This is a genomic window from Kineococcus sp. R86509, from assembly GCF_042466365.1.
Lineage (GTDB): Bacteria > Actinomycetota > Actinomycetes > Actinomycetales > Kineococcaceae > Kineococcus.
This window is the reverse complement of sequence record NZ_JAXHCE010000001.1, coordinates 1,335,644-1,362,139: the sequence shown is the minus strand read 5'-3', so window position 1 is coordinate 1,362,139 and position 26,496 is coordinate 1,335,644. Positions and strand designations below refer to the sequence as shown.

General features: G+C 72.0%; 29 protein-coding genes and 2 tRNA genes. 15 read left to right on the top strand and 16 right to left on the bottom strand.

Annotated elements, in window-relative coordinates:
- Window positions 1-711: a tRNA (guanosine(46)-N7)-methyltransferase TrmB gene (gene trmB / locus SJY07_RS06435; RefSeq protein ID WP_380157832.1), complete on the bottom strand. Its 711-nt coding sequence runs from the start codon at window positions 709-711 to the stop codon at window positions 1-3.
- A 108-nt stretch (window positions 712-819) separates the two neighbouring features.
- Between trmB and SJY07_RS06430 the strand changes: the two genes are divergently transcribed.
- Window positions 820-1,560, top strand: coding sequence for a sugar phosphate isomerase/epimerase (locus SJY07_RS06430; protein WP_328295077.1), 741 nt, complete (start codon window positions 820-822; stop codon window positions 1,558-1,560).
- Complete coding sequence (locus SJY07_RS06425; protein ID WP_380157829.1) at window positions 1,557-2,654, top strand: Gfo/Idh/MocA family protein; 1,098 nt, start codon at window positions 1,557-1,559, stop codon at window positions 2,652-2,654. The genes SJY07_RS06430 and SJY07_RS06425 overlap by 4 nt, the downstream gene beginning before the upstream one ends.
- Window positions 2,655-2,675: 21 nt before the next feature.
- Here SJY07_RS06425 and SJY07_RS06420 read toward each other — a convergent pair whose 3' ends face one another.
- Window positions 2,676-3,290: a TetR/AcrR family transcriptional regulator gene (locus SJY07_RS06420; RefSeq protein WP_380157827.1), complete on the bottom strand. Its 615-nt coding sequence runs from the start codon at window positions 3,288-3,290 to the stop codon at window positions 2,676-2,678.
- A gap of 67 nt (window positions 3,291-3,357) precedes the next feature.
- Here SJY07_RS06420 and SJY07_RS06415 point away from each other — a divergent pair, with 67 nt between their 5' ends.
- Both SJY07_RS06415 and SJY07_RS06410 read left to right on the top strand, forming a co-directional pair.
- Window positions 3,358-3,828, top strand: a complete 471-nt coding sequence (locus tag SJY07_RS06415; RefSeq protein ID WP_380157825.1) for a histidine kinase — start codon at window positions 3,358-3,360, stop codon at window positions 3,826-3,828.
- 31 nt (window positions 3,829-3,859) lie between these two features.
- Window positions 3,860-4,708, top strand: a complete 849-nt coding sequence (locus SJY07_RS06410) for a DUF4097 domain-containing protein (RefSeq protein ID WP_380157823.1) — start codon at window positions 3,860-3,862, stop codon at window positions 4,706-4,708.
- 9 nt (window positions 4,709-4,717) lie between these two features.
- Here the strand turns inward: SJY07_RS06410 and SJY07_RS06405 are convergent, their stop codons facing one another.
- The gene (locus tag SJY07_RS06405; protein ID WP_328295082.1) at window positions 4,718-6,919 is read right to left on the bottom strand and encodes a SpoIIE family protein phosphatase; all 2,202 of its coding nucleotides are present in this window, start codon (window positions 6,917-6,919) and stop codon (window positions 4,718-4,720) included.
- Between the two features lie 361 nt (window positions 6,920-7,280).
- Window positions 7,281-7,406 carry a hypothetical protein gene (locus SJY07_RS06400; protein WP_380157821.1) on the bottom strand — a complete coding sequence of 42 codons (126 nt, stop codon included), beginning with the start codon at window positions 7,404-7,406 and terminating at the stop codon, window positions 7,281-7,283.
- 284 nt (window positions 7,407-7,690) lie between these two features.
- Here SJY07_RS06400 and SJY07_RS06395 point away from each other — a divergent pair, with 284 nt between their 5' ends.
- A complete protein-coding gene (locus SJY07_RS06395; RefSeq protein WP_380157819.1) occupies window positions 7,691-8,242 on the top strand; it encodes a hypothetical protein in 552 nt (183 codons plus the stop codon).
- Window positions 8,243-8,288: 46 nt separating this feature from the next.
- On the top strand, window positions 8,289-9,203 hold the full coding sequence (locus SJY07_RS06390; RefSeq protein ID WP_380162192.1) for a manganese catalase family protein: 915 nt from the start codon (window positions 8,289-8,291) through the stop codon (window positions 9,201-9,203).
- A 65-nt stretch (window positions 9,204-9,268) separates the two neighbouring features.
- Here the strand turns inward: SJY07_RS06390 and SJY07_RS06385 are convergent, their stop codons facing one another.
- The 3 genes from SJY07_RS06385 to SJY07_RS06375 form a co-directional block, all read right to left on the bottom strand.
- Window positions 9,269-10,462, bottom strand: a complete 1,194-nt coding sequence (locus SJY07_RS06385; protein WP_380157817.1) for a zinc-dependent alcohol dehydrogenase — start codon at window positions 10,460-10,462, stop codon at window positions 9,269-9,271.
- A complete protein-coding gene (locus SJY07_RS06380; RefSeq protein WP_380157815.1) occupies window positions 10,462-10,974 on the bottom strand; it encodes a hypothetical protein in 513 nt (170 codons plus the stop codon). Before SJY07_RS06380 ends, SJY07_RS06385 begins: the two co-directional genes overlap by 1 nt.
- A gap of 107 nt (window positions 10,975-11,081) precedes the next feature.
- Window positions 11,082-11,270 carry an ATP-grasp fold amidoligase family protein gene (locus SJY07_RS06375; protein WP_380157813.1) on the bottom strand — a complete coding sequence of 63 codons (189 nt, stop codon included), beginning with the start codon at window positions 11,268-11,270 and terminating at the stop codon, window positions 11,082-11,084.
- 558 nt (window positions 11,271-11,828) lie between these two features.
- Here SJY07_RS06375 and SJY07_RS06370 point away from each other — a divergent pair.
- From SJY07_RS06370 to SJY07_RS06350, 5 genes are all read left to right on the top strand, one after another.
- Window positions 11,829-11,999 carry a hypothetical protein gene (locus tag SJY07_RS06370; RefSeq protein ID WP_380157811.1) on the top strand — a complete coding sequence of 57 codons (171 nt, stop codon included), beginning with the start codon at window positions 11,829-11,831 and terminating at the stop codon, window positions 11,997-11,999.
- A 41-nt stretch (window positions 12,000-12,040) separates the two neighbouring features.
- Entirely contained in the window at window positions 12,041-12,298 is a 258-nt protein-coding gene (locus tag SJY07_RS06365) for a hypothetical protein (protein WP_328295088.1), read from the top strand.
- 100 nt (window positions 12,299-12,398) lie between these two features.
- On the top strand, window positions 12,399-14,624 hold the full coding sequence (locus SJY07_RS06360; RefSeq protein WP_380157808.1) for a diguanylate cyclase domain-containing protein: 2,226 nt from the start codon (window positions 12,399-12,401) through the stop codon (window positions 14,622-14,624).
- 155 nt (window positions 14,625-14,779) lie between these two features.
- Complete coding sequence (locus SJY07_RS06355) at window positions 14,780-15,199, top strand: Hsp20/alpha crystallin family protein (protein WP_380157806.1); 420 nt, start codon at window positions 14,780-14,782, stop codon at window positions 15,197-15,199.
- A gap of 11 nt (window positions 15,200-15,210) precedes the next feature.
- Complete coding sequence (locus SJY07_RS06350) at window positions 15,211-15,489, top strand: hypothetical protein (protein ID WP_328295091.1); 279 nt, start codon at window positions 15,211-15,213, stop codon at window positions 15,487-15,489.
- Between the two features lie 60 nt (window positions 15,490-15,549).
- Here the strand turns inward: SJY07_RS06350 and SJY07_RS06345 are convergent, their stop codons facing one another.
- Window positions 15,550-17,871, bottom strand: coding sequence for a putative bifunctional diguanylate cyclase/phosphodiesterase (locus SJY07_RS06345; RefSeq protein ID WP_380157804.1), 2,322 nt, complete (start codon window positions 17,869-17,871; stop codon window positions 15,550-15,552).
- Between the two features lie 153 nt (window positions 17,872-18,024).
- Here SJY07_RS06345 and SJY07_RS06340 point away from each other — a divergent pair, with 153 nt between their 5' ends.
- Complete coding sequence (locus SJY07_RS06340; protein ID WP_328295093.1) at window positions 18,025-19,623, top strand: GAF domain-containing protein; 1,599 nt, start codon at window positions 18,025-18,027, stop codon at window positions 19,621-19,623.
- A gap of 28 nt (window positions 19,624-19,651) precedes the next feature.
- Here the strand turns inward: SJY07_RS06340 and SJY07_RS06335 are convergent, their stop codons facing one another.
- Both SJY07_RS06335 and SJY07_RS06330 read right to left on the bottom strand, forming a co-directional pair.
- Window positions 19,652-20,233: a phosphoesterase PA-phosphatase gene (locus SJY07_RS06335; protein ID WP_380157802.1), complete on the bottom strand. Its 582-nt coding sequence runs from the start codon at window positions 20,231-20,233 to the stop codon at window positions 19,652-19,654.
- 49 nt (window positions 20,234-20,282) lie between these two features.
- Window positions 20,283-20,681, bottom strand: coding sequence for a hypothetical protein (locus SJY07_RS06330; protein WP_380157800.1), 399 nt, complete (start codon window positions 20,679-20,681; stop codon window positions 20,283-20,285).
- Window positions 20,682-20,848: 167 nt separating this feature from the next.
- On the opposite strand from SJY07_RS06330, the gene SJY07_RS06325 reads away from it, so the two are divergent.
- Window positions 20,849-21,928 (top strand): LacI family DNA-binding transcriptional regulator, encoded by a 1,080-nt coding sequence (locus SJY07_RS06325; protein ID WP_380157798.1) that lies wholly within the window; start codon window positions 20,849-20,851, stop codon window positions 21,926-21,928.
- 500 nt (window positions 21,929-22,428) lie between these two features.
- On the opposite strand, the gene SJY07_RS06320 is transcribed toward SJY07_RS06325, so the two are convergent.
- From SJY07_RS06320 to SJY07_RS06305, 4 genes are all read right to left on the bottom strand, one after another.
- Window positions 22,429-22,791: a hypothetical protein gene (locus tag SJY07_RS06320; RefSeq protein WP_380157796.1), complete on the bottom strand. Its 363-nt coding sequence runs from the start codon at window positions 22,789-22,791 to the stop codon at window positions 22,429-22,431.
- Between the two features lie 246 nt (window positions 22,792-23,037).
- Window positions 23,038-23,110 (bottom strand) — tRNA-Lys (locus SJY07_RS06315).
- A 107-nt stretch (window positions 23,111-23,217) separates the two neighbouring features.
- Window positions 23,218-23,391 carry a hypothetical protein gene (locus SJY07_RS06310; protein WP_380157794.1) on the bottom strand — a complete coding sequence of 58 codons (174 nt, stop codon included), beginning with the start codon at window positions 23,389-23,391 and terminating at the stop codon, window positions 23,218-23,220.
- 124 nt (window positions 23,392-23,515) lie between these two features.
- The gene (locus tag SJY07_RS06305) at window positions 23,516-23,683 is read right to left on the bottom strand and encodes a hypothetical protein (protein ID WP_328295102.1); all 168 of its coding nucleotides are present in this window, start codon (window positions 23,681-23,683) and stop codon (window positions 23,516-23,518) included.
- A gap of 138 nt (window positions 23,684-23,821) precedes the next feature.
- On the opposite strand from SJY07_RS06305, the gene SJY07_RS06300 reads away from it, so the two are divergent.
- On the top strand, window positions 23,822-24,457 hold the full coding sequence (locus SJY07_RS06300) for a hypothetical protein (protein WP_380157792.1): 636 nt from the start codon (window positions 23,822-23,824) through the stop codon (window positions 24,455-24,457).
- 61 nt (window positions 24,458-24,518) lie between these two features.
- On the opposite strand, the gene SJY07_RS06295 is transcribed toward SJY07_RS06300, so the two are convergent.
- Window positions 24,519-24,594, bottom strand: a tRNA-His gene (locus SJY07_RS06295).
- A gap of 100 nt (window positions 24,595-24,694) precedes the next feature.
- The gene (gene orn, locus SJY07_RS06290) at window positions 24,695-25,315 is read right to left on the bottom strand and encodes an oligoribonuclease (RefSeq protein ID WP_328295104.1); all 621 of its coding nucleotides are present in this window, start codon (window positions 25,313-25,315) and stop codon (window positions 24,695-24,697) included.
- A gap of 66 nt (window positions 25,316-25,381) precedes the next feature.
- Between orn and SJY07_RS06285 the strand changes: the two genes are divergently transcribed.
- Window positions 25,382-26,476: a PrsW family intramembrane metalloprotease gene (locus SJY07_RS06285; protein ID WP_380157789.1), complete on the top strand. Its 1,095-nt coding sequence runs from the start codon at window positions 25,382-25,384 to the stop codon at window positions 26,474-26,476.
- Window positions 26,477-26,496: the final 20 nt, after the last annotated feature.

The following is a 26,496-nucleotide window of genomic DNA, read 5'->3' as shown; positions in this document are numbered from 1 at the left end:
TCAGACCGGGCGGCGGGCCAGCAGGTCCGTCACCCGGTGGCCGAGGCGCAGGCCGCGGGCCTCGAACCCGGTGATCGGACGCCAGTCCGGACGCGTGTCGATGCCCGCGGTCTCCACGACCAGACCCGGTTCCGCGGAGAGCACGGCGAGCATCTGCTCGGCGTAGGGCTCCCAGTCGGTCGCGCAGTGCAGGAGGCCGCCGGGGGCCAGGCGGTCCGCGACCAGGGCCGCGAAGTCCGGGCCGACGAGGCGGCGCTTGTGGTGCCTGGGCTTGGGCCAGGGGTCGGGGAAGTAGACCCGGACGCCGGCGAGGCTTCCCGAGGGGATGCGCTGGTGCAGGAACTGGCGGCCGTCGGCCTCCAGCACCCGCACGTTGTCCAGGCCGCGCTCGTCGAGCCCCAGCAGCAGACCGGCCACCCCCGGGGTGTGCACGTCGGAGGCGATGACGCCGGTCCCCGGGTCCGCCTCGGCCATCGCCAGCGTGCTGGCCCCCATCCCGAACCCGATCTCGAGGACCACGGGAACCTCCGCCCCGAAGAGGGCGGCCAGGTCCAGCAGGTCTTCTCCCTCGGGGACCGCGTAGCGCTCGGCGAGGTTGTCCAGGGCGACCTGGCGGGTGATGCCCATCCGGCCGCGGCGGATCTTGTAGGAGCGCTTCGTGTCGTCCGGGGGACCGGGCGTCGCAGAGGCGTCGGTGGGGGTCGAGGGCACGGCTCCATCATCCGGCATCGGGCGGCCCACCAATACCTTCCACTGGAAAGTTCGACGTGTACCATCAGGCGCGAGCCATCACCGTCCACAGAACGAAGGAGTCCTGAGGTGTCCCGGAAACCCTCCGTCCAGCTGTACTCGGTCCGCGAAGCGGTCCAGTCCGACCTGGCCGCCGCCGTCGCCCGTCTGGCCGAGATCGGCTTCGAGCAGGTCGAGCCGTACGGCTTCCACCAGCGCACCGCCGACTACGCGGCAGCGTTCAAGGCCGCCGGCGTCAGTGCCCCGTCCGGCCACGCGGCCGTGATCGACTCCGAGACCCCGGAGGCGATCTTCGAGGCCGCCAACGCGCTCGGGATCACCACCGTCATCGACCCGTTCGTCCCGACGCAGCGCTGGCAGAGCGCCGACGACGTGGCGCGCCTCGCGGAGCGGGTCAACACCCTCAGCGCCCTGGCCCACGAGTACGTCCTGGACTTCGGCTACCACAACCACCAGTGGGAACTGGAGAACACCGTCGACGGCCGACCGGTGCTGGAACTATTCGCCGACCAGCTCGAACCCGCCGTCGTGCTCGAGGTCGACACCTTCTGGGCCACCGTCGGCGGCGCCGACACCCCGGCCCTGCTGAAGGCCCTGGGGGACCGCGTGCGGTTCATCCACGTCAAGGACGGCGCCAAGAGCACCGACACCTCGCTGCAGCAGCCCGCGGGTCAGGGTGACGTCGACGTCGCAGGCATCCTCGCCGCGGCTCCCCAGGCGCTGCGGGTCGTGGAGTTCGACGCCTACGCCGGCGACGTCTTCGACGGCATCGCGCAGTCGCTGGCCTGGCTGAAGGAGAACGACCAGTGAGCCGCGTCGGTGTGGGCATCATCGGGGCGGGGAACATCTCCACCCAGTACCTGGAGAACCTCACGAAGTTCCCCGACGTCGAGGTCCGCTTCGTCGCCGACATCGCCCTGGACCGCGCGGCCGCGCAGGCCGAGGCGTTCGGGGTGCAGGCGTCCGGGACGGTCGAGGAACTCCTCGCCCGCGACGACGTCGAGATCGTCGTCAACCTGACGATCCCGGCGGCGCACGCCGAGGTCGGCCGTCAGGTCATCGCCGCCGGCAAGCACGTCTGGAGCGAGAAGCCCCTCGCCCTCGACGCCGAGTCCGGGCTGGCGCTGCTCGCCGACGCGCAGAAGGCCGGCCTGCGGGTCGCCTGCGCGCCGGACACCGTGCTGGGCGCGGGGATCCAGACCGCGCTGCGCGCCATCGCCCGCGGCGACATCGGCGAACCGCTGTCGGCGACGACGATGTTCCACGTCCCGGGGCCGGAAGCCTGGCACCCGAACCCGGACTTCCTCTTCGCCCACGGCGCGGGTCCGCTCTTCGACATGGGGCCGTACTACGTGACGACCCTGGTGCACGCGTTCGGGTCCGCGAGCCGGGTCCAGGCCGTGTCGTCGCGGTCGGTGGCCACGCGCACCATCGCGACCGGCCCGCGGGCGGGGGAGACGTTCCCCGTCGAGGTCCCGACCCACCACGCCGCGCTCATCGAGTTCGACGGTGGGCAGTCGGCGCAGTCCACGTTCTCCTTCCAGCACGCGCTGCCGCGGATGGGGTTCGTCGAGGTCAACGGGACCGAGGGCACGATCGTGCTGCCCGACCCGAACACCTTCGAGGGTGATTCCACGCTGTGGCGCAACGGTTCCCAGGAACCCGAGACGGTCACCGCCGTGGGTTCGACCTTCGGGCGGGGTTCCGGTGTCCTCGACCTCGCGCGGGCCATCCGCACCGGTGGCACCGAGCGCGCCTCGGGTGCGGTGGCCGCCCACGTCCTCGACGTGCTGCTCGCCGTCCGCGACGCGGCCGCCACCCGCAACGCCGTCGAGATCACCTCGACGGTCGCGCCCGTCGCGCCGCTGGCCGAGGACTGGGACCCCTCGGCGTCGACCCTCTGACGTCGAGCCCCTGACCCTGTCCTAACCCGGCAGGAACCGTTCCAGCAGTTCCAGGGAACGGCGCACGTCGACGGTCTCCGGGTCCAGCAACCACTGGACCTGGAGACCGTCGGAGGCGGCGATGACGAGCGATGCGGCGTCGGCCGCGTCGATGTCCGCCGGCGTGCGTCCGGCGGCCTGGGACTCCCGGATGCGGTGGACCAGGTCCTCCCGGACCCTCCGGAACCGTTCGTCGATGAACTCCCGGGTCGCGGTGTGCTGCCGCTGCAGCGCGTCCGCGGTCAAGGTCGAGTAGAGCTGCACCAACCCGGGAACCTCGCGGTTGCGGTCCGCACTGCGGGCGATGTCCTCGACGGCACCGACGCCGTCCTCCTCGGGTTCACCCTCGACCCGCTGTTCGTGGGCGCGGTAGACCTCGATGAGGAGTTCGTCCCGCGACGCGAAGTAGTGCCGCAGCGCCGTGTGGGAAACCCCGATCGCCTCCCCGACCGAACGCATCGACGCGCCGTCGACCCCGTGTTCGGCGAAGAGTTCGATGGCCCGGTCGAGGATCTGCCGGCGGCGTTCGACGCCCTTGCGGTACGGACGGACCGGGGTGCGGAGTTCGACCCCGGCGTCGTCCGTGCTGTCTGCCACGCGGACATGCTACGGCGACGGCAGGTGGGGTCTTGCGGTGGTGTCATCGTAGTGTCACCATGACGTCATGGAGCTCGATCCCTACGTCGACAGCGTGCGTGAGAACCTCCTCGCCTCGGCCGGGATCGGGGGCGAGGAGCTCCGGGTGCCGGTAGAACGGCTCGCCGCGGCGTTGGACGCCGCGGTCCGGCTGGCGCTGCTCGAGGCGCTCAGCGACGCCGTCGGCGAGGTCTCCCGGGACCTCGTCCCCGGCGGGGTCGAACTCCGGTTGCGCGGGCGATCGCCCGAGTTCGTCGTGACGTCGCCCGTCGCGACCCCCACCACCGCTCCCGTCGCCGCTCCCGTTACCGAGGAGACCGGCGACGAGGGGGCGACCTCCCGCACCACGCTGCGCCTGCCCGAGAACCTGAAGGTCCGGGTGGAGTCGGCCGCGGCCGCCGCGCACCTCAGCGTCAACTCCTGGCTCGTCCGGGCCATCGGTTCGGCCGTCGACGCGCCGGCGTCGAGCGGTGGTTCCTTCCACGGCTGGGTCGGATAGCCGCCCCCGCCCCCACTCCCGGAGGTGCAGTGTGTCCACGTACGAAACTCCCGACGCCATCGCAGCGTTCATCGACGTCGGGGTCGCCCGCGTCGTGATCGTCGCCGGAGACCTCCCGCGGACCCGCGTCGAGGTCGCCCCCAGCGATCCGCAGCGTCCTGCCGACGTCGCCCTGGCGTCGGACAGCCGCACCGAGTTCAGCGACGGCCGCCTGCGGGTGGTCGTCCCGCGGCGCAACCGGGTCTTCGGCCGCACCGAGTCCGTCGACGTGCACGTCGAACTCCCGACGGGTTCCGCGGTCGCCCTGCGGTCCCGCTACGGCGACGTCGTAGTGCGCGGATCGTTGGGCCGCAGCCGGTTCGAGGTCTCCTACGGGGACACCACGATCGAGCGGACCGGGGACCTGCACCTCCAGACCCCCCACGGGGTCGTCGAGGTGGGGACCGTGGACGGCGACCTCGACGCACGGACCGGTCACGGCCGGACCCGCATCGGGCGGGTCACCGGCACGACGACCCTGCGCGGGACGCACGGCGACGTGGAGTTCGGGACCGTCGAGGGTCCGCTCACGGCGAAGCTGTCCGGTGGGTTGTTCGTCGCTCGTGCGCTGGCGTCGGTCGAGGCCGGCAGCGCCTACGGCGTGGTCCGCGTCGCGGAACTCCTGGGCGCGGGCGCGCGCATGACGACGAGCTACGAGGGGATCGAGGTCGGGGTTCCCGCCGGGACGGCGGCGTGGCTGGACGCCGAGTCCCGGCACGGCACCGTGCGGAGCGAACTGACCTCCCGGGACGCGCCCGGGGACCACGACCGCAGCGTCGAACTCCACCTGCGCAGCGGGCACGGCGACATCCTCGTCCACCGGGCCGTCGCGGGCAGGTGAGCCGGCGGCTCAGACCGTCAGCGCGAGGACGGCGATGTCGTCGCCTTCGGAGCCCAGCCGCTCGAGCAGCCAACTGCACAGTTCGTCGAGGTCCTCGGGACCTTCCCCCAGGGCTGCGGCCAGGCGGGTCAGCCCTTCGGTGAGGTGCTCCCCACGACGTTCGACCAGACCGTCGGTGTAGGCCAGCACCGTGGAACCGGGAACCAGGTGGTGCTGCGTGGTGGTGCGGTGCTGGGCGCTGACCCCGAGGAGGAGGTCGTGGTGCTCGTCGAGGAACGTGACCCGCCCCGCCGGGTCGCGCACCAGCAGCGGGGGGTGCCCGGCGCTGGAGTACGTCATCGACCAGCCGCCACCGGAGCCGGGTTCCAGACGGGCGTAGGTGAGGGTCGCCAGGGTGCCGATGCCGAGTCCGGCGAGGAGTTCGTCGACGCGTTCCAGGACGCGTCCGGTGTCGGGGCCCGCCGCGGCGTCCCACGCGCAGGCCCGCAGGAGTCCCCGCAGGTGGCCCATGGCGGCCGCGGCCATGACGTCGTGGCCGACGACGTCACCGATGGCCAGGCCGATGGCCCCACCGGGGAGGGCGATGAGCTCGTAGAAGTCGCCGCCGACCTGCGCCCCGGACACCGCCGCGCGGTAGCGGGCAGCCGCGCGGATCCCGGGGATGGTGGGGAGGGAGGGCAACAGACTGCCCTGCAACGTCTCCGCGATGGTGTGCTGCTGCTCGTAGAGCCGGGCGTTGTCCAGGATCAGGCCGGCGCGGCGTCCCAGGTCGACGGCGATCTCGAGGTCGTCCTCGGTGTGGCGTGGGGACGACGCGCTGCGGACGAGGACCATGACGTCGCTGCTGCCCCGGCGACCGGGCAGCGTGACGAACAACGCGGACGCGGCCCCCAGGGTGTCGCTGAGGTCCAGGACGGCCGGGTCGGTGACCCACCGTTCCCGTTCGGCGCGGTGTCGTGGGCTGTCGTAGTCGCTGACCCGACGGGCGGAGGCACCCTGCAGCAGCGTCTGCTGGGGCGGGCCCGCGACCAGCGATCGACGCAGTGCGGTGACGTAGCGGTCCACCTCCCCGGTGCGCGCGGGATCGACGTGGCGGCCCATGGCCGTCTCGATCCTGTCCCGCTCGTCGGCGGTGAGGAGCAGGGCCCAGTCGGCCAGGCCGGGGACGACGAGGTCGAGCAGTCGTTGGCGGCAGGCGGTCACGTCGAGGGTCACCGCCAGCTGACTGGTGGCTTCGGCGAGGAGGGCGAGCCGGCCCTGAGCGGCTTCGGCGGCCGCGCGGGCCTCCTCGGCCTCGAGTCGGGCACGTCGCTCGGCGGCCAGCGCCCGGTCGCGGTCCTCACCGGCCACGACGCTGGCGGTGACGTCGACCTGGATGCCGACGTAGTGCGTCAGGTCGCCGGTCGGACCGTGGATGGGGCTCAGCGAGAGCTGGTTCCAGAACGCGGTGCCGTCCTTGCGGTAGTTCAGCACGATGACCGTCTCGTCGCGTCCGGCGTCGACCACCTCGCGCATGAGCGCGCGGGCGGCCGGGTCGGTGCCCTCACCCTGGAGGAAGCGGCAGTTGCGTCCGACGCTGTCCGCGAAGGAGTAGCCGGTGGCCGCGGTGAACGCGGGGTTGACCCAGACCAGCGGGCGGTCCGGTGCGACGGCGTCGGCGACCGTGAACGAGAGACCCGTCGAGAGGACCGCCTGCTCCCGCAACGCCGTCTGCTGCTGGGCGGCGCTGGTGGCGGCCTGCACGGCGGCCTGCTCCCGGAGGGGGAGGAGCACGACGAGGGCGTGGTCCGCGAGCATCGGCGCGTCGACCATGGGCAGGGCGACGACCCAGAGCGGTTCCTGGCGTTCGCCCAGCTCACTGACCCGGGCGGCCGAGACCGCCTGACCCAGCACCGGCTCGGACCGGGCGATGCGCGACAGGGGGTGGGTGCCGTCGGAGAGCGGCGCACCGTCGACGTCGCGCAGCTGCGCGGCGGTGGCCCAGGCGTCGATCTCCAGGGGCAGGCGCACACCGGGGGCGAGCTGGTCGGCGACGGTGTTGGTGTGCACGACCCGACGCGACGTCAGCTCCACGAGGAGCACGGCGGCGGGGGCGTGACCCACCACCCGGGTGATCTCCGCGGCACGACCCGAGATCGGCCCTGGCGTCGTCTCGTCGCCCGGGGTGCGACCCGGGAGGTGGGACTCCTCGGTCCTCGGCTCGTCCGCCACGTTCCTCCGTTCAGGCCCCGGTGACCCAGGACAGCGAACCATCCTACGCAACCCCGGCAGGTGGTGCGGGCACGAGACGTGGCGCACAGGTCGGGACCGCGGGACGTGCGTAGTCCCCGTGGTCGAGCAGTCGACCGTTTCCCGATCCGCGCCGCGGGCCGGCAAAGCCCCGACACCTCGGCGGAGACCCCGTACCCCGACGTCGTCGCGGTGGCACTCAGCGAGAACCTCCAGGCCGCCGTGCAGTACTCGTGGACGGGACCGCGCCGTCGACGGCGAACCGGAGCCGGGTGATGAGTTCCCGGGTCTGCGTCGAGGGTTCACCCTGCAGGCCTCTCCTCCACCCGCCCCCGGTCCGTGCTCACCGACCGCCGTGGCGCGGGTCGTCCGCGGTGTTCAGGGGTACGAGGTCCGCGCTGCCCCCGTGGTCGGTGGTGGCCCCGGAGACGAAGCCGAGCACCCCGACGACCAGGGGCGTCATCGACACGGGGGAACGGTGGACGGAAAGACGGAGGTCGTGGTTCGGGTCGCGCTCGTGGGGTTCTCCGGACGCGGAGCCGGAACTCCGAGGGAGGCGTCCGCCGTGCGTTCGACCTGGTTCCACGCCACGTCGCGGTTCCAGATGCGCTCGGCCGGAGCAGGGGGGAAGGTTCATCGTGATCGCGCTTCGCGATCGCCGGTGGAGCAGCGCGCCGAACGCCCGACGGGCGGGCGCTCTCACGTGCCCGCCTGGATCCCGGTTCGACACCAGGTCTCAGGAGAGGTACGACGATGGCAGGACGCCAGACGTTCATCAGGACACTGCACGATGCGGGGCTCGCCGCGTGGTTCGGCGGCTCGCTGTTCGGAGCGGTCGGCCTGAACGGAGCCGCAGCGGCGGCCACGGACCCGTCCGAACGCACGAAGATCGCCTCGGCGGGGTGGGCCAAGTGGGCGCCCGTGAACGCGGTCGCGCTCGCGGCCCACACCGTGGGTGGCATCGGACTCATCGCCGGCAACGCCGGCCGGGTCACCGCCCAGAAGGGTGCCCGTTCCAACACCACGCTCAAGTCCGTCCTCACGCTCGCCGCCATGGGGGTCACGGCCTACTCGGGCCTGCAAGGCGCCAAACTCGGCAAGAACTCCCCGGCCCCCGCCCACGGGGCGACGGAACCCTCCGCGGCCACCCCCGAGGACGTCGCCGCGGCCCAGCGGCGGTTGAAGGTCCTGCAGTGGTCCATCCCCGCGCTGACCGGTGTGCTGCTGGTGATGACTGCGCAGCAGGGCGAGCAGCAGAAGCCCTCGCAGATCGCCAAGGGGATCCTGGCGAACGTTCGCACCTGAGCCCCGTCCGAGCGGGGACACGCACGCACCCGACGCAAGAACCGCACTGCACCGGAGGAGACGATCGTGTACCGACACACTCTTCGCCATGAAGTTCCAGGAACTGCTCGGTGGGCAGTTCGGTGAGATGACCGTGATGATGCAGTACCTGTTCCAGGGGTGGAACTGTCGTGTCCCCGGCAAGTACAAGGACATGATCATGGACATCGGGACGGAGGAGATCGGCCACGTCGAGATGCTCACCGTGATGCTGGCCCGTCTCCTCGAGGGCGCTCCGGGGGAGGCCACCGACAAGGCCGCCGCCGCGAACCCGGCCCTGGCGGCCGTGCTCGGAGGCATGAACCCTCAGCACGCCATCGTCTCCGGCGGTGGCGCCCGGCCCACTGATTCCCTCGGGAACCCGTGGAACGCCGGGTACATCGTCGCCAGCGGGAACCTGCTGACCGACTTCCGCTCCAACGTCTCCGCCGAGGCCCAGAGCCGGCTGATGACGAGCCGGATCGCCGGCATGACCGACGACGCGGGCGTCAAGGAGATGCTGGCCTTCAACCTGGCCCGTGACACCTACCACCAGCAGCAGTGGCTGCTGGGGATCCAGATGCTCATCGACGACGGCTACGTCGACAGCCAGATCGAGCAGTCGAACGGCGAGTGGGAGGACAAGGACGCGGCCCACGTCCTCTACACCGGCACCGAGGGGAGCCGGGCGGGTGAGGGGATCTGGGCCACCGGGAACAGCCTCGTCGACGGTGAGCCGCTGCGGGCCGAGGAACTCCGCCCGCTGCCCGACGACCAGGGGAACCTCGACGACGGGATCCTGCCGGCGCCCGACCCGAAGCAGTTCGTCACCTACGACGGCAACCAGGGTCCCGGGAAGCCGGGAACGGGTGTCGGCGCGCACCTGCAGGGTGCCCAGAACGTCGTGACGAAGGTCAAGGACGCCCTCACGGGCGACCACTGAGGAACGGGTGAACGGAGCGAGGACCGGCCCCGCGGGTCGGTCCTCGCTCGTGTCCCGGGTACCGCTCAGCGACCGGTGGCGACCACGGGAGCGGGGGTGAACACCGCCCGCAGGCAGCCGTCGGTCTTGTGCTTGAACACGTCGTACCCGCGCACCGAGTCCTCCAGGGACATCGGGTGCGTCGCCAGGAAGCTCGTCTCCAGTTCCCCCGAGGCGAGGTGGTTCAGCAACCTCGGGACGTAGCGCTGACCGTGCTGCTGCGCGGACCTGATCGTGAGCCCCTTGTTGAGCACGACTCCGGTCGGGAAGCTGTCGGTGAGCCCGTAGACCCCGAGGACGGCAACCGTGCCGGCCTTGCGGACGGCGAGGAGGGCCTCGCGCAACGGTGTGGCCCGGTCCGTCTCCAGGCGCACGGCCTGCTTCGCGCGGTCCACCAGGTTCTGCACCCCGGTCCCGTGCCCCTCCATGCCGACGGCCTCGATGACGGCGTCCGGGCCCCGCCCACCGGTGGTCTCGCGCAGGAACTCCTGCACGCTGTCGACCTCGCTGTAGTCGAGCGTCTCGGCGCCCACGCGGGTGCGGGCCAGTTCGAGACGCTCGGGCAGCCGGTCGACGACGATGACGCGTTCCGCCCCCAGCAGCCGGGCCGAGGCGGCGGCCATGAGCCCGACCGCACCCGCGCCGAAGACGGCGACGGTGTCACCGGGGGAGATGTCGCAGAAGTCGGCGCCCATGTACCCGGTGGGAACCGCGTCGGAGACGAAGAGCGCCGACAGGTCGTCCACCTCGGGCGGGACCGTGAAGCAGTTCACGTCGCCGAACGGGACCCGGATGAACTCCGCGTGCGACCCCGCGTACCCGCCGAACGGCTGCGTGTAGCCGTAGATCCCGCCCGACGGGTAGCCCAGGACGGGTTGTTGCGCGGCGGCGTGCGGGTTGGTGGTGTCGCAGAGGGAGTAGAGCTCCCGGTCGCAGTACCAGCAGTTCCCGCACGCGATGAACGACGGGACGACGACGCGGTCACCGACCCGGACCCGGGTGACCCCGGGCCCGACCTCGACGACCCGGCCCATGAACTCGTGACCGAAGACGTCACCGGGGAGCATCCCCGGCAGGTAACCGTCGATGAAGTGCAGGTCCGATCCGCAGGTGCTGCTCAGCGACACCTGCACGACCACGTCACGCGGGTTCACGATCGCCGCGTCCGGCACCGTCTCGACGGCGAGGTCGTTGACCCCGTTCCAGACCAGGGCCCGCATCAGCGCTTCCCGTCCCGTCCGCTGGGAACGTCTCCCAGGGTGGGTGCCTCACCGGTCTGCAGCAGGGCCCGGAGGCGGTAGAGCATCGTGAAGCCCAGTCCGCCGCCGACCTCGCCCGTCCCGGCCGGAACCGTCAGACGCAGGACGACCTCCGCTCCGAGACCCTGCGGTGCCGGCCACGCCTCGACGGTCACGAGGGGTTCGTCCGGGTTCTGCGCCGGACCCCCGCTGAAGACGACGCGGTTCGGTTCGGCGTGGGCCTGCGTCTCGATCGTCGTGTCCGCGACGGTCCAGGCGTAGACGCCCGCAGGACCCCGGTGCACGCTCCCGGCGGGAGAAACCATCGTGTCGAGCACGTCGGGATCGAGGCAGGCCCGGAGGACGTCCTCCACGGTGCGCGCGATGGTCAGGGTCTGCTGCTCGGTGGTGCCGCCGCCGTCGCGGTGCAGGAGGGTCCGCGTCGCCGCGGAAGCGGCCCGCCGGGCCAGGTCCTGTGCTCTCGTCGTGTCCATCGACCGTCCGTCCTCGTTCGTCGGAGGTTCGGAACGCCCGCTGCTCGACGGCCCACCTGAGGTGCACCCACTCTGGCCGAGCCCGGATCGCTGCGCACCTCCTGCGCTCAGCGGTAGCGCCGGGGCACCGTCCACGGGGCGTCGAAGACCGCGTCGAACTCCGCGGGGTGGAAGGGGCTGTCGCCACCGGCGGGGTAGTTCGTCAGCTCGCCGAAGACGATGCGGTCAGGGAGGTGGTAGAGGTCGACCCGGACGAAGTCGGTACCGGACGCGAGCCGGTCCGCAAGGTCGATCATCTCGCCCAGTCGCGAGGTGGAAGTCCTGCGCGCGAGCTCCGAACCGGCCGGAGTCGACCTGGACGAAGTGGCACCGTCCGTGGAACGCGAAGAACTCGTCGTCCGGGGCGGCACCTGTCCGTAGACCCACTCCCGGTTCGGCCCCTGGCCGTGGAGTCGGCTCGTCCAGTGCTCCCCGATCGCCACGAGGCCGCCCCCCTTGGGCGTAGACCCAGCTCCACCGGGCCTGCGGGAGCCGGGCCTGCGCAGGAGCCTCCGGTGAGACGACGACGACGGCCCCGCTGCCGTGGGTGGGTTCGACGACGTACTCGGGGGGGAGCGCGAGCGAACGCAGTTCGGTGGGGTCGGTCAGGACCGCGAACGCGCGGGGGAGGTACTGCTCGCCGGCGACCGCCGCGAGGTGTTCGCGCACCGCGGCCCTGTCCGCGAACGTGACGAGCAGAGGACGGTGGTCCCGCAGCAGCCGCCACCCCCGCACCAGTCGACTGCGTTCGCGCCAGCAGGGCCGGGGTTCCCGAACCGCCCAGCGCGATGGTCCGGTGGTGCTTCGACGTCCCCGTGGCCGGCCATGAGTTCGACGTGGTCCTGACGAACCCGCCCGGCGTCCCGGCGGACTCCGGGATGGTCGCGAGCCTGCTCGACGATCGCCTCGGTGCGCACGTGGTGCGGGCCTGGGTGCAGGACCGCTCGGTCCTCGTGCGACCGCTCGAAGGAGCGCTCCTCCGATGATCCACGCTGCGGTCCACCGAGGTGCGGTCGAGGATGTCCGCATGAACGCTGTGGACGATCTTCGTGCGTGGAAGGTGCTGGCCCCCGCCGGGTTGCTGGCCGTCGGGGCGGGGGTCTCGGTGGTGAGCGACGCGGCGGGTCGTCGCGGGCGACGGGCCCCCGCGCTGCAGTGGTTCGCCGAGGGCACCGTGGGCCTCGTGCTGCTGAACGGGGGCCTGAGCCTCTTCGGCGAGGCGGTCAAGCGCCGAGCCCTGCACGACGTCGCCGCCCGGACCGGCGGGGCGCCCGGTCCACGGTGACGACGTTGCGGCGTTCGGGGGACGACCCCTGGGGAAACCGGCGCCCGCTGCCGATGGAGACGGGGTGTCGACCGTGCTCTCAGCTGCCACCATCCACGACGTGATCGCCGCCAACTCCGTGCACAGCGTGTTCCAGCCGATCGTCGACCTGACGACCGGTGTGGTCGTGGCCTACGAGGCGTTGGCCCGCGGGCCGGTCGGACCGCTGCACCGACCCGACGACCTCTTCGCCGCGGCGAGGTCGGCCGGGGTCCTGGCCGAACTGGACCAGGCCTGCCGGGCGGCGGCCTTCCGCGGCGCGATCGAGCACTCCCTCGTCGCCCCGCTCACGTTGTTCGTCAACGTCGAGCCGGAGGTCCTCGACACCGCGCCGCTGAGCGACCTGCTCGCCCTCGCCGACGGTGCCCCCGGGGACCTGCGCGTCGTCGTGGAGATCACGGAGCGCGCCCTCGCGGCCCGTCCGGCGGAGCTGTTGCGCACCGTCGCGCGGATCCGCGAGATCGGCTGGGGCGTCGCGCTCGACGACGTGGGCGCCGACGCCATGTCGCTGGCCTTCATGCCCCTGCTGCGCCCCGACGTGGTCAAGCTGGACCTGCGGCTGGTGCAGGAACGTCCCGGTCCGGCCGTGGCCCAGATCATGAACGCCGTCAACGCCTACGCCCAGTCGACCGGTGCGTGGATCCTGGCCGAGGGGCTGGAGGACGAGCAGCACCTCATGACCGCCCGGGCCCTCGGGGCCCGGTTGGGGCAGGGGTGGATGTTCGGCCGCCCGGCGTCACCGCCACCACCGGCGCTGGCCGTGGGGCGGTTGCCGCTCCTCGACCCCGTCGTGACGGTCGCCCCCCAGGACACCTCTCCCTTCGCCGTGCTGCCGACGGGAACAGAACTGCGCCGCTCGCCCAAGCCGTTGCTCATCGAGGTCAGCAAGCAGCTGGAACGCGAGGCGATGCGCCTGGGCGACACGTGCGTCGTGGCCTCGACGTTCCAGGAGGCCCGTCACTTCACCCCGGCCACCCGCAGTCGCTACCTGGACCTGGCCGACCGCGTCGGGTTCGTCGCCGCCTTCGGCGAGGACCTCCCCACCGTCCCGGTGCCGGGGGTCCGCGGGGCGACGCTGGCCCCGGAGGACCCGGTGCGGGGGGAGTGGGACGTCGTCGTCCTCGCCCCGCACTTCGCCGTCGCCCTGCTCGCGAGGGACCTGGGCGACCAGGGCCCCGACACGGAGCGGATGTTCGAGTACGCCCTGACCTACGACCGCGACACCGTGATCGCCGCCGCGCACTCCCTGCTCTCCCGGGTCGTCCCGCGCACCGCCGAACCGGTGCTCCGGGGTGACGTCGTCCCCGCGCCGCCCCGGCGGACGGTGACGCCCGCCCCGGTCCACCGAGGCGGTCTCCGCGGTGCGGAGGACCTGTTGGAGCGAGCCCTGAGCGCCACGAGCAACGGCGTCACCATCGCCGACATGAGCCGGCCCGACCACCCGCTGATCTACGTCAACTCCGCCTTCGAGGAGTTGTCCGGGCTGCGTTCCGAAGAGGTCCTGGGGCGCAACTGCCGCTTCCTGCAGGGAGCCGACACCGACAGTTCCGTCGTCGACTCCATCCGGTCGGCGATCGCCGCCGGGGAGGAGTGGCGGGGTGTCGTCCTGAACCACCGCGGCCCCGGACGGACGCCGTGGTGGAACGAGATCCACCTGGCCCCCGTCCTCGACGAGACGGGGCGCGTCGTGCAGTACATCGGCGTGCAGAACGACGTCACCGACCGGGTGGTGGCCCAGCGTCAGGTCGAGACCGAGCGCGCCAAGGTCCGCGAGCACGTCGCCCGGATCGAGCAACTCGCCTACACCGATCCCCTCACGGGGTTGGCGAACCGACGGCGCATCGAGGAACTCGTCGAGGCCGCCCTGTGGACCGCGCGCCTCGGAGACACCACCGTGGCGTTGCTGTTCTGCGACCTCGACGGTTTCAAGGCCGTCAACGACGACCTGGGCCACGCGGCCGGTGACGACCTGCTGGTGCACGTGGCGGGTGAACTGCGCCGTTCGTTGCGTCGCGGCGACCTGCTGGCGCGCCTGGGTGGTGACGAGTTCATCGTCGCTCTCACCGGGCTCGAGGTCGCGACCGCGACCGAGACGGCCGCTCAGGTCGCGGCGACCCTGGCGGAGCGGTTGTCCAACCCGGTCCGGCTGGGATCGGGAGAGGTCTCGGTGGGGGCCAGCATCGGCGTCGCGACCTACCCCCGGCAGGGGGAGACCTTCGCGGGACTGCTGCGCGCGGCGGACCACGACATGTACCGCGTCAAGGACACGCACCGCGGCGCGCGCTGAGTCCTGACACCTGCTGCACCGCAGCCGAACACCTCCATTCCAGGGGTTGCGCGCCCCGGGGTGGAGTGCTATGAAAACTGTGTCCGGATCGGTCGAACCGATCCGTCGACGGTTGGCAGCGCATCTGGTTCTCGAGAGACCCGGAGGTGGTGGACATGCTGATGCGCACTGATCCCTTCCGAGAGTTCGACCGCCTGGCTCAGCAGGTGCTGGGGACGACGGCCCGGCCCGCGGCGATGCCGATGGACGCCTGGCGCGACGGCGACGAGTTCGTGATCGAGTTCGACCTGCCGGGGTTGGATCCGGCGTCCGTCGACCTCGACGTGGAGCGCAACGTGCTGACGGTGCGGGCGCAGCGACCGGTGTCGGAGGGCACGGGCGAGATGCTCGCCGCGGAGCGCCCACGGGGCGTCTTCAGCCGGCAGCTGATCCTCGGCGACAACCTCGACACCGAGCGGATCGAGGCCGCCTACCGCGGCGGCGTCCTGCGTCTGCGCATCCCGGTCGCGGAGCGGGCGAAACCGCGACGCATCGAGATCGCGACCGAGGACGACCAGCACGCCCTCACCTCCTGAGGGGGGTTCCCGTGGACACTGCGATGCGGGGGAGCGACGACGCCTTCGCCGCCGTGGTCTCTCTCCTGCAGGAGTGGGTCGACGCGGAGTTCGCGGCGGTGGTCGCCACCTGGGACGAGGACGACGGCGACGACATCGGCGGGCACGGCTGCCGCTGCGTGACGGGCGCCGCCCCGGAACCGGGCGGGACCGACCGCGGCGCGGGCGAGGATCACCGTCACCCCCACGCCGTCGACGCGGGAGAGCGTGCTCTACCCGGGCGGCGGGTGCGCTCTCCTCCGTGCTGCTGAACGCCCGGGTCCGTCCCGTTCCGTGAGGGGCGGGACGGACCCGAGCGTGCCGTGGCCGGACTAGCGTTCGGCGCCGACGACCCGCTGCGTGAGCCACGTGTCGAACTCGTCGGCGGGCAGCGGACGGGCGTGCAGGTAGCCCTGTGTCTCGTCGCAGGCGAGCGCCGCGAGCGCTGCGAGGGTGGCTTCGTCCTCCACCCCCTCGGCGACGACCCGGAGCTGCAGGGCGTGCGCCAGGTTGATGGTGTTGGCCACGATGGCCGCGGCGCGCGGGTCGCTGAGCAGGTCCATGGTGAAGGACCGGTCCAGTTTGAGTTCGCTGACGGGCAGTTGTCGCAGCTGGGTCAGGGAGGAGTAACCGGTTCCGAAGTCGTCGATGCTGACCTGCGCTCCCAGCGCCCGCAGACCTTCGACGACGGAGAGGCTCCGTTCCGGCTCGCGCAGCAACGCCGTCTCGGTGACCTCCAGGACCAGTGAGGTGGCGGGGACGCGGTGGTGGGTCAGCAGCGCGTTCACGGTCGCGGGGAGGGAGGTGTCCAGCAGGGTTCCCGCGGCGAGGTTCACGGAGACCCGGACGTGCAGGCCCTCACGGTGCCAGCGGGCCTGCTGGGCCACGGCCTGCTCGAGCACCTCGCGGGTCAGGGCGTCCATCAGCGCGTGCGACTCCGCCAGGGGGAGGAACCGTCCCGGCATCAGCAGGCCCAGGACCGGGTGCTGCCAGCGCACCAGCGCTTCCACGCCGGCCAGTTCTCCTGTCGTCGCGACGAGTTGCGGCTGGTAGTGCAGGCGCAGTTGTCCTCCGGTGATCCCCTGGCGCAGGTCGGCCACCATGGACAGCAGGCCCCGGGTCTCGCCGTGGCGGGCGGAGTCGTAGGTGGTGCAGCGCAGGTCGTTCCGTTTCGCGTCGTACATCGCGGTGTCGGCCCGGCGCAGCAGCATCGCGGCGTCGACGGATCCCTCGCCACCGGGGGAGTCCGACGTCGGCCAGTGCGCCCGTCCGACGCTGAGGTCCACGTGCACGCTCATCCCGGCGAGGTGGAAGGGTTCTGCGAAGGCCTCGTCGAGCGCGCCCAGCACCGCCTCGCCCTGCGCCCCCGCGTTGCTGACGATGGCGAACTCGTCACCGCCGAGTCGACCGAGCACCGTCGCCGCCGGGAGGGCGGGTTGCACGCGTTGGGCGACCATGCGCAGCAGGTCGTCACCGGCGCTGTGGCCCAGCCCGTCGTTGACCTCCTTGAAGTGGTCGAGGTCGAAGACCACCACCTGGAGGCCCGGCTCACGGGTCCCGGGGTGGGCCAGGGTGTGGTCCAGCTGCCGCACGATCGCGCGGCGGTTGGCGATGCCGGTCAGGTCGTCGGTCAGGGCCTCCTCCCGGCTCGCGGCCAGTTGGGCGAGTTCTCCCGTGTTGACCAGCAGGCGGACGCTGGAACCCAGGACACCCGCCAGGCCGACGACGGCCAGGATGCCGGGAGCGCCGGTGGCGACGACCGTGACGGCGGTGCCGAGACCTGCGAGGACGACGACGAAGGACCCGACGGTGGACTTCACCGGGTCCGAGGACTGGGTCGGCACGAACCGCACCGGGAGGATCGCCGCCGTGGACAGGGCCAGCAGACCCAGGGCCCACACCGGGAGGGACCAGGCCGGGCGGGTGACGCCACCTCCGGCGAGGGCGACGAGGCCCCCGGCGCCGGCCAGCAGGTACGCGGCGGTCACCAGCCACAACCGGACGTCGCGGTAGAGCCGTCCGGTGAAGGCGGCGGTCAGCGCGGCCACCACCAGGACGATCACCGCGGAGTCCTGCACGAGGAGCACCTGCCGGAGCCCGGGGAGCGACGTGAGCAGCCCCCCTCCCGCGGCGTGTCCCTGGGGTGTGGTCCAGACCAGCACGCTGCCCAGGACGGCGGTCGCGACGAGGAGCGACGCGCACCCGTTGAGGAGGTCGTCGGGGTCGACGCCGGACCCGTGCCGGCTCCACCGGACCAGGGCCCGGTAGGCCAGCGGGAAGGTCAGGACCCCGCAGACCCCGGCCGGCACCTCGGCCAGCGGAGCGGTCCGGGGGACGACCGCGACGACGACGGTGACGACCGCGCCCATGCCGTAGAGGAGGCAGCCGAGGCTGAACATCCGCCAGACCGACCGTTCGGCGGTGGCCCGGCGGGCCCGCCACCGCACGATCCACCAGGTGGCGGCCAACGCCGTGAAGGACAGCGGGAGCGCCAGTGCGGACCGCACGCCGGCCGGGTCGGGCCCGGAGACGGTGAGGAACAACCCGATCGCGGAGACGGCGAGCACCCCCAGGGCCCCTCGGGGCAGGATCGTCCTCCGGAGGGAGGCGAGGGCACCCGGGCGCGAGGACGGCACGTTGTCACTTCGGCTCACCGGGGGGCCCACCTGAGACCCACCGTCCGTCGGAGGGTGGAGTTCCCCCGGCCGGGTGAACGTGCGTGAATCGTTCAAGGGGCGTCGTCGCGATTCCGATGCTCGGACGATCCACTACGTGGTGGGCGTCACCTGCAGAGGAGCCTCGACACCGTGTTCACGAACCCGCGACCGCAGCCGACCCGGAGGGGGAAGGCCGCCACGATCGCGGCGCTGACCCGTTCCGCGACCGACAGCGCTGCCGACGTCGAGGCGATCACCGAGGTGCTGCGCGCCCTCTCGACGGTCACTTCCCCGCAGGAGGCGGTCCGCATCGCGTTGGACACGGTGCGCGACCGGTTCGGCTGGGCCTACGGCTCCTGTTGGACGCTGGAGGCCGACGGTGACCGTGGGGAAGGTGTGCTGCGCTTCGCCCAGGAGTCCGGCGACGTCGGCGCGGAGTTCCGGGAGATCTCCTCGGTGGCGTCCTTCGCCGAGGGCGAGGGGTTGCCGGGGAGGGCGTGGCGTGCCCGCGACCTGGTCTTCGTGGCGGACCTGGCGCAGGTTCCCGACTGCGTCCGCGCCCCGGCCGCGCAACGAGGCGGGGTGAGGTCCGGGGTGTGCTTCCCGATCGTCGAGCAGGGCCGCGTGGTGGCCACCATGGACTTCTTCACCACCGAGGAGCTGGTCCCGTCACCGGGCCGGCTGGCCTCGTTGCGGGCGGTCGGTGTCCTGGTCTCCGGTGCTCTCGAACGTGCCCACGAGACGGTGCGGCAGGAAAAGGCGACCCAGGACGTCGACGCGGTCTCCGCCGTCGTCCGCGAGCTGACGACGGCTCGCGACGAGCAGACGGCGCTGCGCACCGCCCTGGCGACGATCCGGCGCGAGTTCGACTGGCAGTACGGGTCCTTCTGGCGCCTGGACGAGTCCGATCAGCGGAAACCGGTCCTGCGGTTCGAGCTGGAGTCCGGCGACGCCGGGGAGGAGTTCCGCGCGGTGACCCTGTCCGCGTCCTTCGCCCGGGGCGTCGGCTTGTCGGGCCGGACCTGGGCCGCGCAGGACCTGGTCTTCGTCGAGGACCTGGGTGAGATGACCGACTGCGTCCGCGCCCCGGCCGCGCAACGTGCCGGGGTGAGGTCGGGGGTGTGCCTGCCCGTCCTCGTCGGGGGTCGCGTGGTCGGGACCATGGACTTCTTCGCCACCCGCACCCTCGTCATGTCCTCGAGCCGGGAGAGCGCCCTGCGCAACACCGCGTTCCTGGTCGGTCAGGCGATGGAGCGCTTCGCCGCCGGCACCCGGTTGCACGACGCGGGTGGGGAGCTGCTGTCCTCGATCGCGGAGGTGGAGCGCAACGTCACCTCCGCCGCGGGGGTCGCCGCCCGGGGGGAGGCGCTGGCCACGGAGGCCAACGACCAGGTCGCGGCGTTGGGGCGGGCCAGCGCGGAGATCGACGAGGTGGTGCGGGCGATCCAGTCGATCGCCGCCCAGACGAAGCTGCTGGCCCTGAACGCCTCGATCGAGGCGGCCCGAGCTGGGGAGGCCGGCAAGGGTTTCGCCGTCGTGGCGAGCGAGGTGAAGGAACTCTCCGGCCAGACCGAGCGCGCCACCGACGACGTGGCGACGAAGGTCGCCACCATCCAGGACCGGGTCGCGGCCGTGGTCACCTCGTTGGCCGGCATCCACGCCGCGGTGGAGGAGATCAACCAGACCCAGTCCCTCATCGGTGGCGTCCTCACCGAGCAGGAAACGACCACCCGCGCCGTCCTGGCCTGAGCCTCCGACCTCGCACCGGAACAGGACGTCAGCGCGTCGCGAGGACGACGGCCACGGTAGCGAGGACCGCGCCGACGCCGGTACCGGCGACGACCTGGGCGGGGGAGTGGGCCTGGACGCGCACCCGGGCCAGGGCGACGAGCGGGACGGCGAGGAGGACGGGGAACCACACGGGGAAGAAGCCGACGACCACGACGGCGGAGGCCGTCGCGACCATCGCGTGCAGCGAGATCTTCCAGAACCTGGACACGGCGAAACCCACGAGGGCGCAGGACGTCATCAGGCCCAGGAGGATGAGCGAGGCCGGGGAGGCGTCGATCAGGACGAGCAGCCCGGCGGTGAGGACGGTCAGGCCGGCCACCATCGCCATGAGCTTCGGTCGGTCCTCGCGGTTGCGGACGTGGTGGTCCTCGTAGCGTCCGCGACGGACCCCGACCGCGACGACGGCGTAGGGCACGACCGCGCAGACCAGGGTGACGAGGAGTCCCGTGAGGACCCCGCGCCAGAGCGGGGTGGTCGTGGCGGCGGCGATGAGGACGGGCATGACCGCGGCCAGGACCCAGGGCGCGAGGACCTCGCTGACGACCACGGCCCAGCGCGTCGTGCTCATCGTCACCGGTCCCCTGCCTCGTCGTGCGAGTCCCCGTGGAGCGCTCGTGTCAGGCGATGTCCCCGACGCGCAGAGCTCGGGTGATCGACTGGGCGGTGCTCGACGTCCCGTACCAACGGCGGGCCTGACGGAGGTGCGCCGACACGGCGGCGAGGTCCAGTCGCAGGGCAGCCGCTGCCTCGGAGGCCGAAGCGCCCTGGCAGATCAACTGCAGGATCGTCGACTGGAGGACCGGCGGAGGTGTGGCGTGGGCGCCGCTCTGCTCGCGCAGGCCCCACTCCGGTGCGACGGTCGGCGACGTCAGGCACTTGATGGCCAGGTGGTCGTCGACGACCTGGATCCCTCCGTCCCGGTGCACCCGCCGGATCAGTCGGCTCACGTAGGGCCGGGCGGCGGGGTCGATCTCGGTGACGCGCTCGAGGTGACGAGGGGCGTCCTCGGGGTCCATACGTCCACCTCCGTGGTGGTGCACAGTCTCGGGGCATCCGTGCTCGTGCTCACCGTGCGCCGAGCGGTAGGCCGGTGACTACCGTCCCGCCACCGTAGCGTGTTTGCGCGAACATGAACACGGACTCCTCCCCACCTCTTCAGCCTCCGGGTGGCAGCATGGCCGTCGTGCCCCCGCCCGGATCCGAGGAGAGTGCCCCCGTGCCGGGCGCAGCGCCCGCGAGCCGCCGCCGCCGACCGAGCATGGCCGACGTCGCCACTGTGGCCGGGGTGTCGGCCCAGACGGTGTCGCGGGTCTCCAACGGCCGCGAGAACGTCGACCCCCAGACGCGGGAGAGGGTGCGCGAGGCCATGGCCGCCCTCGGCTACCGCGCCAACTCCGCCGCCCGGTCCCTCGCGACCGGATCCTTCCGCAGCATCGGAGTCATCGCTTCGACGTTGACCACGTTCGGGGCGCAGCAGGCCCTGGACGGGGTGGCCGACGAGGCCCGCCGGTTGGGGTACGACGTGATGCTGATGCCGCTGAAGGCACCGTCGCCCGAGGAGATCAGCGGAGCGGCCGACGTCATGTCGGGCCGCCACAACGTCGACGCCATCGTGGTCTGCGTCGAGTCCGGGGTGGTGGAGTCCCTCTTCGGCGGGCTCCACGTCGACGTCCCGATCGTCGTGACGGACGGCGGCGCCCGACATCCCCGCTTCACCACGGTCGACAGCGATCCCGAGCCCGGACTCCGAGCAGCCCTGACCCACCTGATCTCCGGCGGGCACACCCGCATCTGGCACGCCGGCGGACCACCGGACTCCCACAGTGCGATCCACCGCCGCCAGATTTGGGAACAGGTGCTGCGCGAGCACGGGCTCCCGGCGCAGACCTGCCTCCTGACGAACTGGTCCAGCGAGTCCGGTCACGCCGCAGGACTCCTCGTGGGCGCGGCGACTCCTCGACCGACCGCGGTGGTGTGCGCCAACGACCAGACCGCCCTGGGGCTGGTCCGGGCCCTGACCGACCTGGGGGTGCGGGTACCCGACGACGTCAGCGTGGTCGGCTTCGACGACGTCGAAGCCGCACGGTTCTCGGTACCCCGGCTGAGCACCGTCCGTCACGACATCCAGGAGGTCGGCCGCCGGGCGGTCAGGACCCTCATCCAAGAACTGTCCCCGGGGACCGAGGTCGGTCCGCTCGGGCTGGTCCCCTCGGTGTTCGTCGACCGCGAGAGCACCGCGCCGCTGACCGGTCCGAACCTCTGACCGGGGACGTCAGTCGACGAACACGGCGATCCCGTCCGCAACCCCGGAGTGGCTTCGAGCTGCTCCCGGTTCTCGACGAGGCCTTGATCGCCGTGACCAGCGGCGACCCGGACGAGGCTCGGGAACGGCTCGCCGAGGTCGCCCGCCGTTTCAACGGGCAACCGCCCGGTTGTCGCGTCAGCTCTGCGTACCCGGGTCGGAGCAGGTGTCGGTCACCGCGGTCGAGCACGCGAGCACGGTTCGCCGCGCTGCCTTCACCGGATCTCTGGCGGCCCGGTTGGACGAACGGCAGCACGAGGACGGGTTAGGCCCCACGTCACAGTGTTCCAGCACCTGTCGTTGCGGTCCCGGCGCAGCAACCGGAAACTGCGTGACGTCGCCGCCGACGTCGTGGCCGACCTCTGAAACCTGGTTCGAGGGCCGCGCCCCCGAACTCCTGCGTACTCCCCGTTCACCCGGGGAGGGCGTGGCGCCGATCACGAGGTTCACGAGGGTGACCATCACCGCTGCGATGGAACCGGATCCGGCGCCCGGGAACCCGCGGTGAGGAACCACGTCGCCCCGCCGCCGAAACCGAGGCCCCACTGGACCTGGCTCGCGATGCCGGCTTCGTCGACCACGGGGGCGATGCAGGTGCAGAGGACGTGGTGGGCCAGGAAGGAACCGCCCATCACGGCGAGGATCGTGAACACCCCGGGAGTTCCCCGGAGGACGTCACGGCGTGCGCGATCGACATCGCTCGCCCCTGCTTCGACGGCGAAGTCGTTGGTCACGGCGATGACGAGGTCGGCGACCACGAAGGCCACCAGCGCGATCGCGAGGGCGTAGACCGTGACCGTCCGGCCCGCGACCGCCTCGGTCACGTCCAGGGATCTGGCGATGTCGGGCAGGAGGCCGGCGGGGACCTCGAGGCCCGGTTCCCGGGCCTGCTGGCCGCGGTCTTCGCCGGGGGTGTCGACAGGCGAGGTGCTCCCGTCCTGATCGCATGATCTGCGTCACACGAACCGCGGCTCGCGCCGCTGGGTTGGGGGAGAACGACAAAGGATCCCGGCTCCGTGAGGAGCCGAGATCCTGTGCTGCAGATAACGATCCCTGCAGATAAAGCCGAGTGCGCCATCCTGGACTCGAACCAGGAACCCGCTGATTAAGAGTCAGCTGCTCTGCCAATTGAGCTAATGGCGCAACGAGGTGAACTCTACCAGTCACCTGGCCGTGCCACGAAATCCGGTCCCCGGGGGAGCGAGAGGGGGCGCGCCCCCGGGAACCCGGACCTCGTGCGGTGCGCAGGATCAGTCCTGCTTCCACCACTCCTCGTCGGGCAGGCCCTCGGACTCCAGCAGCTCCGCGGAGTGCGGGCCGTCGGGCGAAGCCATGTCCATGATGAGCGACAGCGGGATGTGCTCGAAGAGCATCTCCATCACCGGCTCGCTCATCGCGTCCGCCTGGGTCTTGTCGTGCGTCATGCGTCCTCCCGAGGATCGACACCCCCCGCGAACAGGGGACGCACATGTGTTCGTCGTCCGTGAGCCCTTCCTTGAGAGTCCGCCCGGGCGGAGGACCCGTCCGGCGCAGAGTTCCGGGGCAGGGTCACCGCGCGTGCAACGGTTCACCCCGGTGGGTGCCGAAGGCGCTGGGCTGAACGCGTCGACCGTGCGACTGCTCACGGCGCACGGCCACGACCGCGGCGATCCGTCGTCGCCGGCGCCGGGTGGCGGCGGCGTCGAGCGGGTAACGGGTCAGCACCGGAGCGGTCATGATCACACCGTAGGGAGCGGCCGGGGGCGGCACATCACCCTCGCGCCGTAGCCGGGCATCACCCCCTGGGATGACCCCGGGCGACGTCCAGGGGGCAATCAGGTGGCCGACCGCCCACCACCGGAGCACAGTGGGTAGGTGCGCAGCGAGGGGCGGTGGGGGATCGACCTCACCATGCCCCAGTCGCTGCTGCTGGCCCTGCACCTGCGCGACGCAGCGGGCCTGCAGCCCCCGACCTCGCCCCTGCTGCCCGACCTCCCGCCGCTGGACCCGGTGTCCATCCCGCTGCACACCGCGGGCGCCGACGTCGCCGGCCTCGAGACCGCGGGACGGCAGTGGGCCACCTGGTGGGCCCGGTCCTTCCCCGGCGGGGCCGACGCCCTCACCTCGATCCTGCCGCCCCGCTACCCGGGACTGAACGGGATGCCCGAACTGCGCGGCCTGGCCGAACTGGGGATGGACGACGCCGTCACCTGGTGCGCCCGCGCCCGCGAGGTGGAGAAGCGCATCATCACCCGCACCGCGACGGCGCTGTTCGAGACCAACCTGCTCACCGACGTCGAGCACGAGCTCGGACGCCGCATCCGGCCGTTCTTCCTGCAGGTGATCGTCCTGCCCGTGGCCGGCTCGCACCACTGGGACGTCGTCGGCCAGCCGGTCATCTCCCTCGGCCTGCGAGCCGACCGGGACGCCTACCTCGTCTGGCTGCGGGAACAGCTGATCGGGATCGGGCACGCGCGGTTCGGGGTCACCGACCGCACCGAACGACCCTGACCCCCCGCTGACGCGACCGGGAACGACGAAGGGCCCCGACGACGTCGGGGCCCTTCGCACGTGGGGTGAGTGACGGGACTTGAACCCGCGACTTCCTGGACCACAACCAGGTGCTCTACCAGCTGAGCTACACCCACCACGGCACGCTCGACCGCTGCGCGGCTCACGTGACGGGTCGAGGATACACGGGCGTCGGACTGCTCCGGGACAGGATTCCCGGCGCACCCGCCGAACGGGTCAGGCCTGGGGTTTGAGCTCGAACTTCGCGCCCGCGGCCTTCGCCGTCTCGGAGTCCGGGCCGGGGTCCGCCACGAACAGCACCTCGCGGTAGTACTTCAGCTCCTGGATGCTCTCGCGGATGTCCGCGAGCGCCCGGTGACCGCCGTGCTTGCTCGGGGTGTTGAAGTACACCCGCGGGAACCAGCGCTTGGCGAGTTCCTTGAGCGAGGACACGTCGATCAGCCGGTAGTGCAGGTGGTCCGTCAGCTGCAGCATGTCGCGGGCCAGGAACGCGCGGTCGGTGTGGACCGAACTGCCGGCCAGCGGCGCCTTGCGGGGCTCGGGGACCCACTTCCGCACGTACTCCAGGACGATCTGCTCGGCCTCCGCCAGCGTCTTGCCGTGGGGGATCTCGTCGAGCAGCCCGGAGGAGGTGTGCATGTCGACGACGACCTTGTCCATGTCGACCAGCGTCTCCGCGGGGGGCTTGATGACCACGTCGACGCCGTCGCCGAGGACGTTGAGGTCGGCGTCGGTGACCAGCACGGCCACCTCGACGAGTGCGTCCTCGGTCAGGCTCAGCCCGGTCATCTCGCAGTCGATCCAGACGATGCGCTCGGTGACCTTGTCGTTGCTCACGGGCTCAGACTAGAGGTCCGCCGGAGCAGGAGGAGCGGGTGACGGGCCAGCCCTTACCCTCGACGCATGTCGGCGCCGCGCGTCCGCGCGTCCGCGCTGCTCCCGTTGAGCGTCCTCGTGCTCGTGGTCTGCGGGCTGCTCAGCCTCACCGCGGTGACCATGGAGGTCGGCCTCCGGGGGGTGCTGCCGGGGCTGGCGCTGGCCGCCGTCCCGGTCGGCCCGGTGCTCGCGACCGTCCTCTGGCTGGACCGCCACGAGGCCGAACCCCCGCACCTGCTCGCCTTCGCGTTCGGCTGGGGCGCCTGCGTCGCGAGCCTGGGCGCGCTCGTCCTGAACACCGGGGTGTCGCGGTTGCTGGACCGCTCGGTGGGGGACGTGACGAACACCTCCGTCTTCGTCGCACCGGTCGTCGAGGAGACGCTCAAGGGGCTCGGGGTCCTGCTGCTCCTGCTCAAGCAGCGCCGGCAGTTCGACGGGGTCGTGGACGGGATCGTCTACGCGGCGTTCGTCGGGGTCGGGTTCGCCTACCTGGAGAACGTCCTCTACCTCGGCCGCGCCCTGGGGGACGACCAGCCGGCGTCGCTGGTGGTGGTGTTCGTGCTGCGCTGCCTGGTGTCGCCCTTCGCGCACCCGCTGTTCACGATGGCCGTGGGGGTCGGGTTGGGGGTCGCGGCCCGCCACCGCCGGGCCTCGTGCCGCGTCGGGGCGCCGCTGCTGGGGCTGCTGGTGGCCGCCGTGCTGCACGCGCTGTGGAACGCCAGCGCGGGGTCGGGCACGGCGAACTTCATCGAGGTCTTCCTGCTGCTGCAGGTCCCCGTGTTCGCCGCGGCCGTGGCGGTGGCGCTCGCGGCCCGGGTGCGCGAGGCGCGGCTCATCGGTCGCCACCTGCAGGTCTACGTCCGGACGGGGTGGCTGGGGGAGGCGGAGGTCGCGATGCTCGCCTCCGGCGCCGGGCGGCGGCGGGCGCGCTCCGTGGCCTCCGGCGCCGGGGGGCGGGACGCGGTGCGGGCCGTGCGCGACTTCCAGGAGACGGCGACGGAACTGGCCTTCCGGCGCGACCGGATGCGGCGGGGGACGAGCGCGTCGAGCCCGGAGGAGGAGCTGGAACTGCTCGAGCGGCTCGCGGTGCAGCGGACGGCGGTGCTGGGGCTGCTGCCGTAGGGCCCAGGCTCACGGGCCGT

What these genes read in the sequence shown, in the direction of transcription:
- SJY07_RS06305 (WP_328295102.1), bottom strand. Translation starts at nt 23,683, where the DNA reads ATGACCGCTCCGGTGCTGACCCGTTACCCGCTCGACGCCGCCGCCACC.
- SJY07_RS06415 (WP_380157825.1), top strand. Translation starts at nt 3,358, where the DNA reads ATGGAGCTCGATCCCTACGTCGACAGCGTGCGTGAGAACCTCCTCGCC.
- SJY07_RS06335 (WP_380157802.1), bottom strand. Translation starts at nt 20,233, where the DNA reads ATGAGCACGACGCGCTGGGCCGTGGTCGTCAGCGAGGTCCTCGCGCCC.
- SJY07_RS06380 (WP_380157815.1), bottom strand. Translation starts at nt 10,974, where the DNA reads ATGGACACGACGAGAGCACAGGACCTGGCCCGGCGGGCCGCTTCCGCG.
- SJY07_RS06365 (WP_328295088.1), top strand. Translation starts at nt 12,041, where the DNA reads ATGAACGCTGTGGACGATCTTCGTGCGTGGAAGGTGCTGGCCCCCGCC.
- SJY07_RS06395 (WP_380157819.1), top strand. Translation starts at nt 7,691, where the DNA reads ATGGCAGGACGCCAGACGTTCATCAGGACACTGCACGATGCGGGGCTC.
- SJY07_RS06330 (WP_380157800.1), bottom strand. Translation starts at nt 20,681, where the DNA reads ATGGACCCCGAGGACGCCCCTCGTCACCTCGAGCGCGTCACCGAGATC.
- SJY07_RS06310 (WP_380157794.1), bottom strand. Translation starts at nt 23,391, where the DNA reads ATGACGCACGACAAGACCCAGGCGGACGCGATGAGCGAGCCGGTGATG.
- SJY07_RS06355 (WP_380157806.1), top strand. Translation starts at nt 14,780, where the DNA reads ATGCTGATGCGCACTGATCCCTTCCGAGAGTTCGACCGCCTGGCTCAG.
- SJY07_RS06385 (WP_380157817.1), bottom strand. Translation starts at nt 10,462, where the DNA reads ATGCGGGCCCTGGTCTGGAACGGGGTCAACGACCTCGCCGTCGAGACG.
- SJY07_RS06285 (WP_380157789.1), top strand. Translation starts at nt 25,382, where the DNA reads ATGTCGGCGCCGCGCGTCCGCGCGTCCGCGCTGCTCCCGTTGAGCGTC.
- SJY07_RS06375 (WP_380157813.1), bottom strand. Translation starts at nt 11,270, where the DNA reads ATGATCGACCTTGCGGACCGGCTCGCGTCCGGTACCGACTTCGTCCGG.